This is a genomic window from Streptomyces sp. NPDC001544, from assembly GCF_042894285.1.
Taxonomy (GTDB): domain Bacteria; phylum Actinomycetota; class Actinomycetes; order Streptomycetales; family Streptomycetaceae; genus Streptomyces.
Window position 1 is genome coordinate 25,926 of the sequence record NZ_JBIAVN010000015.1, and the last position, 17,864, is coordinate 43,789.

The 17,864-nt window shown below is 71.8% G+C and carries 15 protein-coding genes; 4 read left to right on the forward strand and 11 right to left on the reverse strand.

The features are described from left to right. Nucleotides 1–17: 17 nt before the first annotated feature. Genes ACFY0F_RS29930 through ACFY0F_RS29950 form a run of 5 tightly spaced genes read right to left on the reverse strand, consistent with a single transcriptional unit; the run spans nt 18 to nt 7,528 of the window. A complete protein-coding gene (locus ACFY0F_RS29930) occupies nt 18–2,669 on the reverse strand; it encodes a discoidin domain-containing protein (protein WP_388800953.1) in 2,652 nt (883 codons plus the stop codon). Further along, nucleotides 2,666–4,432 (reverse strand): DUF2264 domain-containing protein, encoded by a 1,767-nt coding sequence (locus ACFY0F_RS29935; RefSeq protein WP_388800957.1) that lies wholly within the window; start codon nt 4,430–4,432, stop codon nt 2,666–2,668. The genes ACFY0F_RS29930 and ACFY0F_RS29935 overlap by 4 nt, the downstream gene beginning before the upstream one ends. After that, nucleotides 4,432–5,298, reverse strand: coding sequence for a carbohydrate ABC transporter permease (locus ACFY0F_RS29940; protein ID WP_388800959.1), 867 nt, complete (start codon nt 5,296–5,298; stop codon nt 4,432–4,434). The genes ACFY0F_RS29935 and ACFY0F_RS29940 overlap by 1 nt, the downstream gene beginning before the upstream one ends. An 8-nt stretch (nt 5,299–5,306) precedes the next feature. Further along, a complete protein-coding gene (locus tag ACFY0F_RS29945; protein WP_388800962.1) occupies nt 5,307–6,236 on the reverse strand; it encodes a carbohydrate ABC transporter permease in 930 nt (309 codons plus the stop codon). Further along, nucleotides 6,233–7,528 carry an ABC transporter substrate-binding protein gene (locus ACFY0F_RS29950; RefSeq protein WP_388800965.1) on the reverse strand — a complete coding sequence of 432 codons (1,296 nt, stop codon included), beginning with the start codon at nt 7,526–7,528 and terminating at the stop codon, nt 6,233–6,235. Before ACFY0F_RS29950 ends, ACFY0F_RS29945 begins: the two co-directional genes overlap by 4 nt. Nucleotides 7,529–7,629: 101 nt before the next feature. On the opposite strand from ACFY0F_RS29950, the gene ACFY0F_RS29955 reads away from it, so the two are divergent. Then, nucleotides 7,630–8,679, forward strand: a complete 1,050-nt coding sequence (locus ACFY0F_RS29955) for a LacI family DNA-binding transcriptional regulator (protein WP_388800968.1) — start codon at nt 7,630–7,632, stop codon at nt 8,677–8,679. 95 nt (nt 8,680–8,774) lie between these two features. Here the strand turns inward: ACFY0F_RS29955 and ACFY0F_RS29960 are convergent, their stop codons facing one another. The 3 genes from ACFY0F_RS29960 to ACFY0F_RS29970 all read right to left on the reverse strand — a co-directional run bounded on the left by ACFY0F_RS29960 (nt 8,775) and on the right by ACFY0F_RS29970 (nt 9,987). Next, the gene (locus ACFY0F_RS29960) at nt 8,775–9,047 is read right to left on the reverse strand and encodes a hypothetical protein (RefSeq protein ID WP_388800971.1); all 273 of its coding nucleotides are present in this window, start codon (nt 9,045–9,047) and stop codon (nt 8,775–8,777) included. A 75-nt stretch (nt 9,048–9,122) separates the two neighbouring features. Continuing rightward, complete coding sequence (rpmG, locus tag ACFY0F_RS29965; RefSeq protein WP_388800973.1) at nt 9,123–9,287, reverse strand: 50S ribosomal protein L33; 165 nt, start codon at nt 9,285–9,287, stop codon at nt 9,123–9,125. Nucleotides 9,288–9,387: 100 nt separating this feature from the next. After that, nucleotides 9,388–9,987 carry a PadR family transcriptional regulator gene (locus ACFY0F_RS29970; RefSeq protein WP_388800976.1) on the reverse strand — a complete coding sequence of 200 codons (600 nt, stop codon included), beginning with the start codon at nt 9,985–9,987 and terminating at the stop codon, nt 9,388–9,390. A gap of 110 nt (nt 9,988–10,097) precedes the next feature. On the opposite strand from ACFY0F_RS29970, the gene ACFY0F_RS29975 reads away from it, so the two are divergent. Further along, complete coding sequence (locus tag ACFY0F_RS29975) at nt 10,098–10,775, forward strand: ABC transporter ATP-binding protein (RefSeq protein WP_388800978.1); 678 nt, start codon at nt 10,098–10,100, stop codon at nt 10,773–10,775. A gap of 5 nt (nt 10,776–10,780) precedes the next feature. After that, entirely contained in the window at nt 10,781–13,597 is a 2,817-nt protein-coding gene (locus tag ACFY0F_RS29980; RefSeq protein ID WP_388801361.1) for an FtsX-like permease family protein, read from the forward strand. A gap of 17 nt (nt 13,598–13,614) precedes the next feature. Here the strand turns inward: ACFY0F_RS29980 and ACFY0F_RS29985 are convergent, their stop codons facing one another. Then, a complete protein-coding gene (locus tag ACFY0F_RS29985; protein ID WP_388800981.1) occupies nt 13,615–13,869 on the reverse strand; it encodes a Gfo/Idh/MocA family oxidoreductase in 255 nt (84 codons plus the stop codon). Between ACFY0F_RS29985 and ACFY0F_RS29990 the strand changes: the two genes are divergently transcribed. Continuing rightward, nucleotides 13,861–15,498, forward strand: coding sequence for an ROK family protein (locus ACFY0F_RS29990; protein WP_388800984.1), 1,638 nt, complete (start codon nt 13,861–13,863; stop codon nt 15,496–15,498). The genes ACFY0F_RS29985 and ACFY0F_RS29990 overlap by 9 nt on opposite strands. Before the next feature lie 26 nt (nt 15,499–15,524). Here the strand turns inward: ACFY0F_RS29990 and ACFY0F_RS29995 are convergent, their stop codons facing one another. Continuing rightward, on the reverse strand, nt 15,525–16,715 hold the full coding sequence (locus ACFY0F_RS29995; protein WP_388800987.1) for an alginate lyase family protein: 1,191 nt from the start codon (nt 16,713–16,715) through the stop codon (nt 15,525–15,527). A 121-nt stretch (nt 16,716–16,836) separates the two neighbouring features. Next, nucleotides 16,837–17,601 (reverse strand): SOS response-associated peptidase, encoded by a 765-nt coding sequence (locus ACFY0F_RS30000; RefSeq protein WP_388800989.1) that lies wholly within the window; start codon nt 17,599–17,601, stop codon nt 16,837–16,839. Between the last annotated feature and the right edge of the window lie 263 nt (nt 17,602–17,864).

The following is a 17,864-nucleotide window of genomic DNA, read 5'->3' on the forward strand; positions in this document are numbered from 1 at the left end:
GGCCCGTTCGGCATGGGTCAAGGGCGGATGGTCAGCCAGTCCAGCGCGGCGACCCGGCCGGTGCCCCTGGCCACGATGTAGAGGTCATGTGATCCGGTGGCCTCGTGCTTCAGGGTGACGGACCGCTCCTGCCAGTCGCCCGTGCCGCTGAGCGGCACCACCGCGGCCCGGCGACCGTCGGCTGCGTCCAGGCGTAGCTGAAGTGAGCAGCCGCGCCCGCAGGCGGGGGCGAGGCGCAGGGTGAGGTGCCTGCCCCGGACGTTGACCTTGCGGAATCCCACCCGGTCGCCGCCGCGCAGGGTGGTGGCCGCGATGTCCCGCACCGGGCCTGGTGTCCCGGTGGCCTGTTCGGCCTGGAGTGTCGAGGCGGCGTCGGGTCCGGCGCCGTACAGCCGGATGTCGTTGACGACCCAGGGGACGGGTCCGGCGGCGGTGAGCGTGATCCGTACGTAGCGCGCGGTGGTCTGCCGTGGGAACACCGCGTCCTGGGTGAAGGACCGACCGGAGACGCGGGCGAGCGGCCGGCTCCAGTCGGTGCCGTCGCGGCTGACGGAGACCGAGAAGCCGTACGGCTGGCCGCTGGTGTCGCGTCCCGCGTCGAGCGAGAGCCGGTCGAAGGTCTTGCTCTCGCCGAGGTCGACGGTCAGGTGCTGTCCGGGTGCCTGTGCGGCGGCACCGGTCCAGCGGGTGTTGACGTCCCCGTCGACGGCGGCGGAGGCGTCCGTGCCGTCGCTCGCGGTGACGGTCCAGTCGCCGTGGCGTACCCGCTCCTGGCAGCCTGGCAGGTCGCAGCCGGTGGACCAGACCGGTGCGCCGTACTCGTACGCTCCCTGGTCGGGGGCCGCGCCGCGGACGTCGGTGGTGATGCCCTCGATCGTCTCGCCCGCGTCGACGGCCGGTGAACCGGGCTTCAGCCACAGCTCGCCGTTGACGGCGTCCGTGTAGCCGGGATCGGCGCTGATCAGGTTGGAGCGGACGATCGGGAGGGGGTCGCCCTTCTGTGTCGCGGTGACCGGTTTCGGGCCGACGATGTTGCTGAAGTAGGAGCCGGAGGCGTCCGTCGCACCGCTCAGTTGCACCGAGGTGCCGTCGATGCCGATCCCGTAGCTGGAGTTGTGGTCCTGGTTGGCGATGCTCGGGCCGGTGTGACCGTTGAAGAAGGCGCCCCGGCTGCCGGTGTTCCAGGCCACGTCGTGGTGCAGCAGGAAGTGGCCGGAGTAGTTGTCGACGTAGTAGCCGACCTGGCCGTCGGCGTCGTGCGCGGTGTTGTGGTCGATGGAGCTGCCGGAGCCGTCGAGGCTGCAGCAGACGTAGAAGGGGGAGCCGTCGCGTGAGGTGCGCATGGCTTCCGAGATGTCGTTGTAGGCGATGCGGTTGTTGTGGAACTCCGTGCCGTTGAGCTGCCAGGCCGTGTCGATGGCCGCCCGTCCGGTGCGGCGGATCGTGTTGTGTGTGATCGTGTGGCCGTTGCCGTTGATCTCGATGCCGGGTGTGTAGCTGCCCATCCAGCCGACGTCGTGGATGTAGTTGTTCGTGACGGTGTTGCCGGTGCCGCGGACCAGGATGCCGTCTCCCGCCGACTGCGATATCTCGCTGTTCTCCAGGGTGTTGCCGGTGCCGAGGAGCTGGACGCCCGAGTCCAGGATGCGTGAGGCGACGATGTGGCCCTCGAACGGTGGGATCGCGAGGTCGCTGTCCGGCGGCATCGGGAGGGTGGAGAACTCCGAGATGTAGGTCGCGTGGAGTGCGTCGACGACGACTCCCTCGCTGTCGTTGCCCGTGCGCAGGGAGGTGCCCCACAGGTTGAGTCCGCGCACGGTGACGTAGGAGCTGTGGCTCAGGTCCACGCCCCACTGCCGGTGCTTGGCGGTCACCGTGTGTCCGGCGAGTCCGCCCTTGGGGGGGACCAGGTAGAGGCGGTGGGCGGCCTTGTCGTAGTACCACTCCCCCGGCTGGTCGAGTGCCGCCTTGGAGCCGACGAGGTAGTAGTTGCGGTAGTTCTGGTTGCCCATGCACAGCGGTGGGCAACGGTGGTTGCCGCCCTTGAAGTCGAGCTTGCCGTGGGCGGTGGCGGTGACCGTGCCGGTCTGCTGGGCCCATGGGTTGGAGCCGGCCCACAGGTGCACGGTGGCGCCGGTCCAGTCGGCGTCGGGCAGGTCGGTGTCGTCGATGTGCTGGTCGGTGGAGGTGGGGTCGGCCTCCGCCCAGGTGGCGTTGAGCGGGTCGGCGCCGGAGTTGGGCCAGCGGCCTTCGGCGGCCCGGCCGCCGTCCAGGAACACCGCGTTGAAGTCGGGGTCGAGCGGCAGGTCGGTGTCGGCGGCGACCAGGTTGGCGCCCGCCTTCTTCCAGCCGGCGACCGGTTCGGTGCCGTCGACGGTCACCGGGCCGTCGCCGTACGCGGCGACGGTGATCCGGGCGCCCTCGGTGCCGGAGGGCGGGGTGAGCTGTTCGCGGTAGGTGCCGCGGTGGACCAGGCAGGTGTCGCCGGGGCGGACATGGGCGAGGCAGGCGCCGATGGTGCGCAGGGGGTGCGCCTGGGAGCCGGACGCGTGGTCGCTGCCCGAGGGGGCGACGTGGTAGGTGCGGGCGGGGCCTGCCGCGCGGGCCTGGACCGGGAGGGCCAGGAGCGCGGTCACGGCGGCCAGTACGGACAGCTGTCTGAGTCTCATGTCCCGTCTCCAGTCGTCGGGGGGTGTCGCCAGGCCTTCTCGGCCTCGGGTCCGTCCGGGGCGCCGAGCACCGCGCACCGCAGCCAGTGCTCCCCCGGGGGGAGCCGGCCGACGAGTACCGGCAGGGCGGTGCGCCGGGCGAGGACGTTGGTGCCGGGCAGGCAGTCGACCACCTCGCCCGGGCGCGGGCCGTCGAGGTCCCGGATGCCGGTCAGTCCGGCCGGGGCCGACACCCGGGCGTAGCCGGGGCCGGTCCTGCGGTCGGTGCCGGCGTCCCGGTCCACGGCGAAGCCTCCCTCGGCGGTGTGCAGGGTCCGGCCGGTGCGGACCCGGTGGACGCGCACGTGCCAGGGTGGCCGGGCGGTCAGCCAGGTGGTGACCTCCACGTCGGGCCAGGGGTGCCAGGTGCTGTGCACGGTGCCGGTGCCGGTGCCGGTGCCGCTTCCGGGAGAGACGTACCAGCCGGCCGGCTCCTCCCGCACCCGGTGGTGCGTTCCGCCGTCGTCGCTCAGCGCCAGCACGGAGTCGTAGGCGCCCTGCGCCAGGCCGACCGTGCCGCCGGGAAGGCTGAAGCCGAACCGGGTCGAGTAGGCGAACTTGGCGTATTTCTCGGCGCCGTGGCGCACCCAGGAGTGGTGTTGGCGCCCGGCGAGCAGGGTGACGTCGCCGTGGGCCCGCATCAGCACCGCGCCCGCGTGGGGCTGGGCGCTGGTCGCGGGCAGTTCGGGTGCCGGTTCCTCGGGTGCGGTCCAGAAGTCGTGGTGTTCGGGCAGGGCGAGCGGCAGGAACGCCTTCAGGGACCAGTACGGGGAGCCGGGCGCGTTGTACTGCTCGGCGAGCGCGGGCTGCGGATAGCCGTACCCGATGGACAGCAACCCGTCCGGTCCGGTCACCGGTCTCCCCTGCCACCAGCGCAGATGCCGCAGCAGGTAGCCCTTGACGGCGCCCCACGGCAGTGCGTCCACACCGGCGAAGGGCAGCGCGCCCCAGAAGGCCGCCTGCGCCCAGCGGTAGGTGAGGCTGCGGCCGTAGGGGACGGCGGCGCCGTCGTCCGCGAACCAGTGCCGGAAGTCGTGCGCGAAGCGGGCCGCCCGTTCCTTGAAGCGTGTCCCGCCGGTGAGCGTGTCGTACAGCAACCCGTAGAAGTGCATCGCCCACGGCACGTAGTAATCGCGCCGCTCGGTGGGGCCGTCGGCGTACCAGCCGTCGCCGAGCCAGAAGGTCTCCAGGCGTCTCAGACGGGCGGCGGTCAGCGAGCGGTCGTGTCCTGCGCCCACCCGGTCGAGGCCGAGGCCGATGAGCACCGGGAAGAAGTGCCAGTTGTTGTCGGCGGTCTCGCGGGGCAGCGCGCTGCGCAGCCAGCGGGCCAGCCGGTCGCGTGCGGCGCCGCTCAGCGGGTCCCACCACTGTTCGGGGGCGAGTGCCAGGGCGAAGCCGATGGCGGCCATCTCGACGATGCGCTGGTCCCGGTCACCGGGCTCGCCCCAGTACTCGGGGTGTGCGGGGTCGCTGCCGTGGGTGAGTCCCGCGACCCACAACTCCCCGTGCGGCACCGCCTGTTTGCCCGCGGCGAGCGGGGCCAGGCCCCACATCGGCCGGGCGAACGCCTCCAGTTCGGCGGCGGTGTCGTCGTGGATCGCGGTGTTCACGCCGAGCCGTATCCGGGCCCGGCCGGGACTGAAACGGTGCGCGAGGGGTGCGGTCAACTCCGTCAAGCGGTCCGTCAGTTCCGTGCGTGCGTGGGTCTCGCCCCGGAAGTCCATCAGCCCTTCTCCGCCCCCGCCAGCAACCCGGTGCGCAGATAGCGCTGCGCGAGGACGAACCCGATCAACAGGGGTGCGCAGGCCACGAGTCCGGCCAGGGCCGCTTCCGGCTGGTGGATGTCGAGATCGGCGAACCCACTGGAGTTGTTGACCGCTCCGGTGGACTGCAGCAGGGACATCAGGCCGAGTTGGAGGGTGAAGGTGCGGTCGTCGGACAGCATCACGAAGGGCAGGAAGAAGTCGGTCCAGCAGCGCACGAACCCGAAGAAGGCGATCAGTGCGAGCGCGGGCCGGGCCAGCGGCAGCGCGACCGACCAGAACAGGCGCAGCTCGCTCGCGCCGTCGACCCGCCCGGCGTCCAGCAGGCTGTCGGGCAGGTTGGCCTGGAAGTGCAGGAAGGCGAGGTACACGCCGAAGGGGTAGAACGACAGGGGAAGGATCACCGACCAGACCGTGCCGGTGAGGTCGACCGCCGACATCTCCAGGTACAGAGGGAGGACCAGTGCGGCCGGCGGCAGGATCATCGTCACGACCGACAGGGTCAGCAGGGTGCGGCGCCCGGCGAAGTCGTGTTTGGCGAGGACGTAGCCCGCCGGTACACACAGCAGCAGGGCGAGGACCACACTCGCGACGGCGTAGATGACGGAGTTGCCGATCCACAGGGTGATCTCACCGTCGTTGTACGAGGTCAGGTGCGACCAGGCGGACCCGACGTTGCCGAGGGAGCCGAAGCCGAGCGGTGATCCGGTGGTCAGGTCGTCGGCCGTGCGGGTGGGTGCGAGCAGTAACCAGAGGAGGGGGAGGGCGAAGAAGACGGCGGCGCCGAGCAGGAAGAGGGCGCGGGCGCCGCGGGAGAGAGCGGTCATCGCCTCACCTACCGGGATTCCGTGGTGTACATGCGGGTGCGGGTGATCACGATCCAGGCGGCGAGCAGCCCGACCGCGAGCATGGCCAGTGAGAGGGCGGCGGCCTTTCCGAAGTCGCCGTCCTGGGTGGCGTACACGTAGGCGAGCTGGTTGACGGACCAGGCCGGACTGATCTGGCCGGGGGCGCCGGTGGACAGCACGGTCGGTTCGACGAACACCTGGCTGCCGGACGCGAAGCTGGAGATCAGCACGAAGGCGACGTAGGTGCGCACCATCGGCAGCTTGATGTGCCACATGGTCCGCCAGGCCGAGGCGCCGTCGACCTGGGCCTGCTCCAGGACGTCCTTGGGGAGCGCGTTGAGCGCACCGTGGAGGACGACGATCCAGCCGCCCGCGTGGACCGCGACACCCATCACGGTGAGCACCGCGAGCAGACTCCCGCCGGAGAGCGCGTCCGTGGCGCTTGTGACGTCCATGAGTCCGAGCAGGGGTGCGAACGGGCTGCTGTCGGGGCTGACCATGAACAGCCACAGGAGCGCCGCGGCCGATCCGGTGACCGCGCCCGGCAGGTAGTAGACGAGCTGCAGCGCGGCGGTGGCGCGGCCGGGGCGGGCGTGCAGGGTGAAGGCGAGCGACAGGACCGTCAGCAGCAGGATCGGCAGCCACAGCAGCAGATACGTCGTCACGTGGGCGGCCGCGTCGCCGAGCCGGTAGTCGTGGAACACGGCCGTCCACTCGCGCCCGGTGAAGGAGCCGTCGTGGACGAAGGAGGTCCACAGGGCGTATCCGGCGGGGGCCAGCCCGAACACCACGAGGAACAGGGCGTAGGGGCCGGCGAGGATCCAGACGGCGGCGGTGTGCGCGGGCCGCCTGCGGCGGGGTGGCACCGGCGGCACGGCCCTCACCGTCACGGGTCGGGGCGGGGTCAGTGTCTTCATCCGACCGTGTACCCGGTGGACTCGGCCGCGTTCTTGAGCTTGTCCTGCCACTGGCCGAGCGCGTCCTTGAGGGAGCCGCCGGAGTCGGCCGCCTTGCCGAGGCTGTCGTTGAAGCTGTTCTGCCAGTCGGCCTCGTAGCGGACCGCGCCGAAGCCGGGGCGCAGGGCGCCGGCCGCCGCGCTGAGGGCGGGCATCGGATCGGAGGCGTAGTACGGGTCCTTCGACTTGGCCTCCCCCCACTTGCGGGCGGCTGCCGTGAAGGCGGGGTAGGTGGGCTGCTTCGCCTGGAGGGCGACGTCGGTGGTCATCCAGCGCACCAGGTCCGCGGCGGCCTTGGCGCGCTGCCCGGCGTGTGTGGAGACCAGGAACGCACCGCCGCCGACCTGTCCCGCGTACGACTTGTTCTCACCGGGCCAGGTGGGCATGGGGGCGGCGGCGATGCGGCCCTTCGGCACGTGGAAGGCGGGCTGGAACATGAAGTCGCCGAACCAGGCGGGTCCCGGCAGCATCAGGATCTTGTCGTCCTTGCCCAGCTTGGCGAAGGCGGGGTCGATGGGCGCGACGGTGGTGACGGCCTTCTTGCGGGCGAGTGGCTGGAGCAGGTCGGCGACCCGGGCGCAGCGCTGATCGGTGAGGTCGATGTCGACCTTGGTGAGGTTGAGCGTGTCGCGGGTGGGGCAACCGCTGCTGCCGAAGTAGATTCCGGCGCCGTACTTGCCGTTGATCGCTCCCACGATGGTGCCGGGATGCTCCTCGGCCGCCTTCAGACCGGTCTGCTGGTACTGGGCCCAGGTCGTGGGGACCTGGTAGCCGTACTTCTTCATCAGGGTCGTGTCGTACCAGAGCACGGTCGGGGCGATGTCGTTGCGCAGGCAGTACGTCCGGCCGCCGAAGGTGCAGGTGTCCAGGGCGCCTGGTGCGAAGCCGTCGCGGACGGACTTGGGCACGAGGTCGTCGAGGGGTGCCGCGTAGCCGAACCTGGCGCCCGCGAGCGTCGCCGCCTCGGCGGGGTTGGCCAGGAAGACGACGTCAGGCCAGCCGCTCCTGGTCCGGTTGGCGAGGGAGATCTTGGTGGGTACGTAGCCCGCGTCGGGCGGGATGGTGACGATCCGCATCTTCAGATCGGGATGGGCCTTCTTGTACCGCTGCGCCGCCGGCATCCGGGTGTTGTCCACCCACACCAGCAGCTCTCCCTTCCCGCCGCCCGATGTGCCGCCACCGCCGGTTCCTCCGCATCCGGAGACCACCAGCGCCAGGGCCGCGGCCAGGGAAGCGGCGTGCCATCTCTTCATCGGGGACCACCTTTACAGCCGGGGAGCTCTCCTCCGGTGACCCGGATTGCGATAGTTTTCGCAACCGGCGACCGCCCCCGGAAACGTAGGAGATTCATCCGATGACGTCAACGGTTCGGACAGGATCAGACGAGGGAAGACCGCGCACGCTGGCCGACATTGCGGAACACGCTGGCGTTTCGGTGTCCACTGTCTCCAAGGTGTTGCACAATAGATCCGATGTATCGCCGGAAACTCGGGCGCGGGTGCAGCGGCTCCTGGAACAGCACGGCTATCTGGCGAAACACCGCCCGGTGGCCACCGCGGCGCCGCCCGGCGGGTTGATCGACTTCGTCATCAACGAACTCGACAGCCCCTGGGCGGTGGAGCTGATCCGGGGCGCGGAGGAGGCGCTCAACGAGGCGGGCATGGGGCTGGTGGTCTCGGCCACGCACGGCAGGACCCGGCGAGCCCGCCAGTGGCTGGACTCGCTGGCCACCCGGCCCACCCGCGGGGCGATCCTGGTGGTGCCCGAACTGACCCCGCGGCAGCACGAGGAACTGGGCCGGCTGGGCATTCCGTACGCGCTGGTGGCGCCGATCGACGAACCCGCGCCCGGTACACCCTGGGTGGGTGCGACCAACTGGCCGGGCGGACTGGTCGCCACCCGCCACCTCGTCGAACTGGGCCACCGGCGCATCGCGATCATCAGCGGCCCCGAACGGCGGCTCACCTCACGGGCGCGGGTCGACGGCTACCGCTCGGCACTGGCCGAGGCGGGTCTGCCCTTCGACCCGGCACTGGTGCGCTACGGCGACTTCACCCATGGCCTCGCCCACCGGCACGCCCTGGACCTGCTGGCCACGGCCGACCGCCCGACCGCGGTCTTCGCCGGCAGCGACCACCAGGCACTGGGCACCTATCGGGCCGCCGCCGAACTCGGCCTGCGCATACCGGAGGACGTCAGTGTGGTCGGCTTCGACGATCTGCCCTTCGCGGACTGGGTGACCCCGCGGCTGACGACGGTCCGCACCCCCCTGGCCGACATGACCGCGCTCGCCGCGCGGATGGTCCTGCGGCTGCTGTCCGGGGAGCAGCCGGAACCGACCCGGGTGGAGGTGGCGACGGAACTGGTGGTACGGGAGAGCACCGCACAGCCGACCGCGCGGTGAGGCCCGGGGAGCATGCCCGTGGGCCCGGCTCGGGAAGCGAGCCGGGCCTGCGGAGGGGGAACAGGAAGACCGGAAGCGGCTGGGCTCAAAGGGTGTCAGCCGGCGTGACGCAGCCGGATGACGTTCCAGGAGACGGGCGGCAGGGCCGGGGTGAGACGGTCGTCGGTGACGGAACCGGTGTCGACGGCGTACGGCCGCACCCGGTCGGGTTCCGCCTGGGTGTCGGTGGCGCGGGGGTGCCCCACCGGGGCGTAACCGGGGAACGCCCGCAGGTCCAGGGCCAGTTCGACGTTCTCGCCCTGGTTCCGGTTGACGGCGAAGACGGTGAGTTCGTCGGCACCGTCCGCCCCCGTGGGGTGCGTGGCCACCGCGCCCACGGCCCACGGGGCCGGCCCGGCCCCGCGCGTGGCGGGACCGGGCCGGACGGTCAGCCTCGGTGAGGGTCAGCGTTCCTCGCGGAAGGGGACGTGCTTGCCGACGACCGGGTCGAACTTGCGCAGGACGAGCCGGTCGGGGTCGTTCAGACGGTTCTTCCGCGTGACGTAGGTGGCGCCGGTCCCCGCGGTCGACTTCAGCCGGACGACGGGACGCACGGTGCTGCGTGCCATGAGGGTCTCCTTTCACCGACCACCCGGCGATGACCCGGGCATGTCAGTCGCTCAGGACAACAACACCGGTCCCCGCACCATTCCCGCGGGCCCCGTCCGGTCAGGCCCCCTGCTCCCGCGTCGGCCCGTGGTCCTCGTCACCGTGCGGGTCGGCTCGCGACCGCGCGCCGGCGCTGCGCTCGGCGAGCGGTGCCAGCCGCTGGGCGGCGGTGTCGACGAGTTCCAGGTCGGCCTTGGTGTGGGCGATGGCCGCGTCGATGAGCAGGGACACCAGGGGGTCGGCCGCGTGGGAGCGCCGCAGCCGTGTCAGACCGGCGAGCTCCGAGACATACGTCTGACGCTGCGCCGTCACCAGGGTGTCCAGGGCCTCGGGGCCCAGGGACGAGGCGCCGAACAGCTTGAGGAACAGTTCGTCGCGGAATCCGCCGGTGCGCACCCACGCGCCGGTCGCCCAGCCCAGCAACTCCTCCCGCCCGGCAGAGGTGAGGGTGTAGCGGGTCTTGTCCGGCCGATCGGCCTGGGTCACGTGGGACCTGGTGACGTAGCCGTCGCGGACCAGGCGGTCCAGTATCTGGTAGAGGTGACCGATGTTGAGGCCGCCCCACTGCGGACCGATGGCTTCCTCGAAACGTGCCTTCAGCTCGTACCCGTGGTCCGGCCCCTTGGCCAGCAACGCGAGCACCGCGTGATGCAGTGGCATGGACACCCCTCATGCGTCGGCGTTTACAGGCCCCTTGGATTGTGACAATGTACCGCTGCATTGTGGCAATGCAGGAGGGTGGGCACACGGTGGACGTGACGTTACGAGGCGTGAGTCGCCGGTACACAGGGCTGACCGCGCTGGACGCCGTCGACTTGCACATCGAGAGCGGCGCTGCCGTCGCGCTCACCGGGCCGTCGGGCTCGGGGAAGTCCACCGTCCTGCATCTGCTCGGCGGAATGGACCGGCCGGACGAGGGCACTGTCGCCGCCGACGGGGAGGAGCTGACGGCGCGTCGCCTGGACGCCCACCGCCGCCGGGTCGGCTTCGTCTTCCAGCGCTTCCATCTGCTGCCCGCGCTGACCGTGCTGGACAACGTGCTCGCACCGGTGCTCCCCCGCCGGGTGGACTTCGACCGGCGCTCCCGGGCGAGGGAGCTGCTGGACGCGGTCGGGTTGCTGGACCGGGCCGACGCGCTGCCCTCGGAGTTGTCCGGTGGTCAGCAGCAACGGGTCGCCATCTCCCGGGCGTTGATCAACCGCCCCGGGCTGCTGCTGGCGGACGAGCCGACCGGCAGCCTGGACAGCGGGACCGGGCGGGAGATCATCGATCTGCTGCTCTCACTGCGTGAGCGGTACGGGATGACGATGCTGGTCGCGACGCACGACGCGGAGGTGGCCGCCAACTGCGACCGGATCGTGCGGCTGCGGGACGGCCGGATCGTCGCCGACGACCGGATCGCGCCGGACACCGACGTGCTCGGCCGGCTCGGAGGCCTGCGCCCGTGATCGCGATGATCCTCTCCCAGTTGCGCCGCCGACGTGGCCGCGCCCTCGCCCTGGCCGTGGCCGTCCTGGTCGCCGCGACCAGCTTCACGCTGCTCACCTCGGCCGTGGCCACCAGCAAGGCACAGACCACCGGGCTCGTCCGGCGCAACGCCCGCTCCGCCTACGACATCCTGGTCCGCCCGCCCGCCGGCCAGACCGCGGTCGAGCGGCACCGCGGCCTGGTCCAGCCCAACTTCCTGTCCGGTGTCTTCGGCGGCATCACCCTCGACGAGTACCGGCGCATGAAGGACGTACCCGGCATCGACGTCGCGGCGCCGGTCGCCAACATCGGCTACCTCATGGTGGCCACCCACCTGGACATCGACGTCTCCGGCTTCCTGGACTCCGGGGCGTCCGGCCAGCTCCTGCGCATCAGATCGACCGTGACGGCGGGCCTGCGCAGCTACCCCTCCGCCGACCAGTACGTCTATCTCACCCGCAACCCGATCGCCATCCGCGACGACCTGATGGAGGAGACCGGCTGGTCCGGCCTGGAGCAGGAGACGACCCCCGACGGGCAGTACTGGGTGTGCTGGTACTTCAACGAGGACAAGTCCGGCGTGAAGAAGAGCGTCGACGGATCTCCGCTGACTCCGAAGGCCGAGCCCGCCTACAATCCCGTGCCCAGGTCGGCGTTCGACAGGAAGGCGCGCTCACGGCTGAGCTGCCAGTCGGGGCAGGGCAAGGCCACCGCCCAGATCCCCGCCTCTTTCCCGGTGTTGGTGTCGGCGATCGACCCGGTGGCCGAGAACCGGCTGGTGGGGCTCGGCGACACGGTCACCTCCGGCCGGATGCTCAAGGCCGGCGAACGTCCCGTCTGGGGACCCGACCCCTTCGACCCGGCCCCGGTGGCCAAGCGGCAGCACGACTACCAGGTCCCGGTCATGCTCAGCAGCCACGCCCTGACCTCCGGCAGCGTCCGGGGCACCGTGGAGCGGCTGGACGCCGGTGACCCCGCCCGCCTGCCCGCCAAGCTCGGCAGCCCGGCCGCCCACGCCTTCGTCACCGGTCTGCGCGGCAAACAGGTCGGCAAGGTGAGTGCCGACCTCGACAAGGCGTTCCGGTCGGCGAAGAGGGCCGTCAACTTCGACACGGGCGGCTACTGGACGGTCGGCCCGGTGACCTACCGCTCCACCCCGCACGGCCTGGTGGCACGGATCCGCCCGGCGCAGCCGCCCAAGGTCTGGCAGAACAACGTCGACGGCACGTCCGCCTACCTCGCCGACATCCCCGAGGAGAACGCCGGTCCGCAGTACCGCCCGGTCACCAGCCACCCCTCCACCAACTGCGGGGCCACGCGGTACTGCACCGGCGTCGACGCCGGCCGCGAGCCGATCCCGACCCTGAACCTCGTCGGCCGCTACGACCCCACCCGCCTCCACGGCTTCTCCGCGCTCTCCGACGTGCCGCTCGAGACCTACCGGTCCCCGCAGGCCATCGGCGCCGACGCGGCGAGCCGTGCCGCCCTCGGCGGCCGGCCCCTGCGGCCCGACCGCAACCTCGGCGGCTACCTCAGCCCGCCGCCCACCCTCCTCACCACCCTCGACTCCATAGCGGCCTTCACCAAGAGCCGCCACACGCCCACCGCCCAGGAGAAGGCGCCGGTCAGCGCCGTCCGTATCCGGGTGGCCGGAGTGACGGGCGTCGACGCCGCCTCCCGGGCCCGGGTCGACGCCGTCGCCGCCCGGCTCCAAGGCGCCTTCCCGAAGCTGCGCGTCGACGTCACCGTCGGCAGTTCCCCGCAGCCGCAGACCGTGGCACTGTCCTCGGGCCTGAACATCCGGGAGAACTGGACCGCCAAGGGCGTGGCCGTGCGCATCCTGCGGGCCGTGGACACCAAGAGCGCGGTGCTGTTCGGGCTGGTGCTGGTGGTGTGCGCGCTCTCACTCACCCAGGCGACGCTGGCCTCGGTGCGCTCCCGCCGCACCGAGATCGGCACGCTGCGCTGCACGGGCTGGAGCGCGGCCGAGGTCCTGCGGCTGATCCTCGGCGAGTTGGTGGTGGTCGGGGCCTGCGCGGGTGCGCTGGGCTCGCTTCTCGCCTATGGGCTGGGCGCCCTGCTCGGACTGCACCAGTCGGCTGTGAAGGCGGTGCTGGTGCTGCCGGTCGCCCTGCTGCTCGCGCTGGCGGCGGGTCTGCTCCCGGCCTGGCGGGCGACCCGGATCAGCCCACTGGACGCCGTCACACCCCCGGTGACCGCCGTCCGGCGCTCGGCGGCCGTGCGGTCGGTACCGGGCCTCGCCGCGCGCAATCTGCTGCGGATGCGCGGCCGGACCCTGCTCGGCGCGGCCGGGCTGGCTCTCGCGGTGGCGGCCTTCACCGTGCTGCTGAGCCTGACCCTCGCCTTCCGCGGTGAGGTGGCCGGCTCCCTGCTCGGCAACGCCGTCGTCGCCCGGGCGCGTACCGCCGACTATCTGAGCGTCGCGCTGACGCTGCTGCTGGGCGCGGCCGGTGCCGTCGACGTCCTGGTCATGTCCCAGCGCGAGCGGGCCACCGACCTCGCCGTGCTGCGCGCCAGTGGCTGGACGAAACGTGAACTGGCCCGGCTGACCCTGTACGAGGGGCTCGGTCTCGCTCTTCTGGGCAGTGTGACCGGCGCCCTCATCGGTCTGGCGACCGTCCTGACCATCGCCCAGGGCGTACTGGAGGGGCACCTGCCGGCCGTGGCCGGAGCGGCGCTGGTGGCCGTACTGGCCTCCATCGGCCTGGTCTGCGCCGCTCTGGCCGTCCCCATCCGTTCTCTGAACCGGATCGCCCCGAGCCAACTGCTCGCCGCCGACTGACGTCGGGCAGCCGGCCGCTACGACGCTTCGACCGCGTCGGCCCGCTGCCCGGGCAGCGTCACCGGCCGGCCCGTGCGCAGCGACTCGTAGGCGGCCAGCACCACCCGCAGCGAACGCAGGCCCGCCTCGCCGTCCGGGGCAGGCCGCTGTCCCGTCCGGGCGGCGTCGAGGAAGGCGTCCAGCATCATCGCGTCCAGGTCGTCGCCGCCGGGCTCCCAGCGGGCGCGGCCGGCGACGGCGTCGAAACCGCCCAGCAGCCGGGGGTGCTGCACTGCCCGGTCGTCGTCGAGAACGACGCGAACCTCGCGGCGCTGGGCGAGCCGTGGCGTGGGGTCGGGCGGGCGGCCGGTGACGACACCGGCGGAGGGACGGACCGCGGCGCGCCGTCCGGCGAGTGGCCGGGCGAACAGGCCGGGGAACCGTCCAGTGGGGCCGGGACTTCGGCCGGCGAGATGGTGTTCGTCCTGCTCGGCGAACGCCTCGGCGCCGGCGTCATCACGGGCGGCCGGTTGTTGCGCGGCCACCACGGCGCGGCCGGTGAGATCGGCTTCATCCGGTTCCCGGGGTCCTCGGGTTCGCCCGCCTCCCCCGGCCTGGAGCCGCTGCCCGCCTCCGTCGTCGCGGCCGCGGGCAAGGCGCACGCGGTCCGCGCCGTCGAGTCGTACGGCCGGCGGCTCGCCGAGGGCATCGCCCCCGTTCTGCTGGCCCCCGACCCGGCCCTGGTCGTCCTCGGCACCGACCAGTTCCCGCTCCCCGCACCGCCCCGGCCGCCGACCTGCTGCTCGAGGCCGCCCGGGGACGCGCGGACGCCCTCCTCGTCGACGGCGGATAACCGACCCGGCCCAAGGTCCCCCGCGCCCGCCGGGCGATCCGGGTGCGGGTCGCGCAGAATGGGGCCGGGCCGCCCCGCCGTGGAGCCGCTGGGGGCGACCGCTTCCCGGACGCGGCGGACCGCCGCCCCATCCTTCACTCAGGGAGCCCGCATGGCAGTGATGGCGGAAGAACTCGTACCCACGCTGGAAGACGCGCGCCGAGCACACACCGCGGTCCTCGACCGGTTCCGGGCGGATGCCGCGGTCACACCGCCGGGCCCGTACCGGCGGACGCTCGAACGCCGGGCCGCGGAGGTCCAGGACGGCCTGCAGCGCATCCAGCACCGGGTACGCGGCCTCGAAGGACACCGGGGGCTGCTCGGCACGGCAGTCGGCGTGACCCGATGGGTGTCGCTGGGTGCCGTGCGTACCGCGATGCTGCCGATGACGGTCGGGGCGAAGGTCGTCAAGGGGATGCTGCCCGGCGGCGGCCCGGCGGACGCCCGGCAGATCCTGAGGAACACGGAGGAGGAGTACGCGGCAGCGGCGCGGGCGCTGGCCGCCTGCCGGGCCGGGGAGGTCCTCGCCGAAGAGGTGGACGACCAGGCCACCGCCGAACTGCTCGGCTCACTGCGCCGCCACGACGAGGACCTGCTGCGGGCGCTGGAGGACAGCCTCGCCGAGCAGGCCCGTGCCATGGCGGAAGCCGACGGCGCCCACCCGGTGGGGAACCGGGACGGCGGCCTGGCCGGGGCCACGGCCCGGACGGTGCGCACCGCTCTCGACCGGGCCCGCGAGGTCGGCCGGCGCGGCGGGTGGCAGGCCACCGGCGCGGCCGAGGACGCGGCGCGGAGGACGCCGACGCCCGGGACCGGCGCGGATGCCGAGCCCGTCGCCGCAGCCGAGATCCGGGAGGACGAACTGCCGATCCACGGATTCAGTCAGCTCAGCACGGAGCAGATCCAGCGGCGGCTGCCCGAACTGTCCGAGGCGGAACTTGCCCTGATCGACGAGTACGAACGCACTCATGCCCACCGCAAGCACGTCGTCGAGGCCATCGAGCAGGTGCGTGGCGAGCGACGGGCCTGAGTCCTTGCGACGCGCGCCCAAGGTGCTCAGGCGGGGTTGTCCGCGTGCGTCAGGGTCGTCCAGGCGTTGAAGTAGTTGTCCGTGCCGGACGGCCGGTGCGCCTCGGTGTACTTCTGGGTCTGGGACATGCTGATGCCGAGCCGGTTGTGGAGTGCGTTGTAGCCGACCTCGGTGACCCGGCCGAGGCCCGTGTCGACGGAGCCGCCGCACAGCCACGACGGCACGGCGGTGCCGTTCTCGTAGGAGGTGTGGAAGCCCAGCGCGTAGCGCAGCCGGTCCTGGATCTTCGGATAGAGGTCCTGGCCCTGGATACGGCTGGTCTCCGCGATGTCCGCGATGGAGGCGATGCCCCAGCCGGTGTGCCCGAAGTCGCGGCAGGTCTCCTGTGCCAGGCCGTCGGTGAAGGTGCTCTGGCCCTGCCAGTACTTGATGATCTCGGCCTTGGTGTCGATACCGCTGTTCGCGGGCGGTGCGGGCAGGTCGCCGTCGCCGGTCAGGTAGACGTACGCGGGGACGCGGGCGAGGTAGGTACCGACCGCCTTGTCGTAGTCGGCGCGGTCCTCGATGAAGACCGAGATGCCGATCGCCGCCTCGGTCATGACCAGTTCCCAGTTGCCGTTCTTGGTCGCCGCGCCGTTGATCACCTCGGGGAGGTACACGTCGCGCAGCATGGTCGCGAAGCGGCCGGCGTTCGGCCAGCCGCCGTCGTAGGTGTACTTGACGAGCTCGGCGGCGCGCGGCCAGGTGGATCCGGCCCAACCGGTCTGCAGCGGGGCGTTGCTGTTGGTGTGGTCGGTGATGGTCGCGGACCAGGCGTCCATGATCTCGATCGACTTCTTGGCGTACCTGCTGTCCCGGGTGAAGTACCAGGCGAGCGCGTCGGTGTAGGCCGCTATGGCGTCCTGGCGCTCCTCGGTGCAGCCGTGGTTGGGGTTGGACGACGAGCCGCACTCCACGACGGCCCGCGGCTTGGCGGTCCGCGACAGTGAGGCGTAGGAGCTCGCCATCATCTGGTCGTACGCGGCTTTCCAGGGCTGCTGGCCCGCCTGCACCTTGGACCGGACGTAGTCGAGCTGGGCCCGGCTGACGAGCACACCCGGGTGGGTGAAGGCGGCCGGTGCGGCCGTCGCCCGTGCGGACGGGCCGGACAACTGGAGGCTCAGCAGGCCGGTCAGGAGGGTGAGAACGCCGAGCAGCGTGGTTCTGGTCCGTGCCATCCGATGACCTCTTCCGCTCGGGAATCCGCTCGGAATCCGCCTGTACATCTATTCAGATACAAGAACGTGGTTCCGAATGCGGACGGATTGGCCTGGACCATAAGGGCGCTATGTGAACATGTCAATGCCGGTCGGCCTCGTCGGGCGCGACGAGTTCGTCGAGGAGTTGCGGCCCGTTGTTGCGGACGTCGTTGACGGCCATGGAGACCGGCCGGGCATGGAGATGACCGTCCGCGGGCCGGGTCAGGAGGGTCCTCAGCCGGTCGGGGTCCTGGTGTCCGGGATCCAGCCAGGCGTCGTAGTGGGCCTCGGTGAGTGCGAGCGGCATACGCGGGTGAACGCGGCCGGCCGCGTCGGTGGCCTCGGTGGTGATGATGGTGCAGGTCATCAGCCAGGCGGCAGGGTCGTCGTCCTGCTTCACCGCCGGGTCGCGCCAGTATGCGTACAGCCCGGCGAGCGCCAGGAGGCCCTCGCCCTCGGGATGGATGAAGTACGGCTGCTTGCGGCTCCTGCCCGTTGCCGGATCCTTGACCGCCTCCCACTCGTAGAAGCCGTCGGCGGGCAGCAGGCAGCGGTGCCGGAGGAAAGCACGGCGGAAGGCCGGCTTCGCATGCACGGTCTCCACCCGCGCGTTGATCATCCGCGCGCCGATGGCGCGGTCCTTGGCCCATGACGGCACCAGGCCCCAGCGCAGCGGCCGCAACTCCCGTTCCGCCGTCGCGCCCTCGCCCCGGTCGCGCGGGCTGCGCTCGAGCACGGCCCACACATCGTCCGTCGGGGCGACGTTCCAGCTCGGCGCGAGCCTCTCCTCGGCACGCCAGCCGGTCACATGGAAGAGCCGGACCAGGTCCTGCGGGCTGCGCGTGGAGACATATCGACCGCACATGCCGCCACTCTCCCACCCCGTGCGCCGCACGCAAGGCGGTCCGGGCCCGGATCATCAGAGCCGATCACCACGGCGTGACGCCACGCCGTTCGAGTGCAGAGCCCTGCCAACCCTCCCACCGGCAGGCCCACCGGGTTCGAGCCACACCCCCGGTCCAACGGCGACTTCACCGGGCTCACCCGCGACGACCGGCTCTTCATCGGCTCTGCCCAACCCGGGCCTGGCATGCCCACCTTCACCGGACGGACACCGGCTCCCTCGTT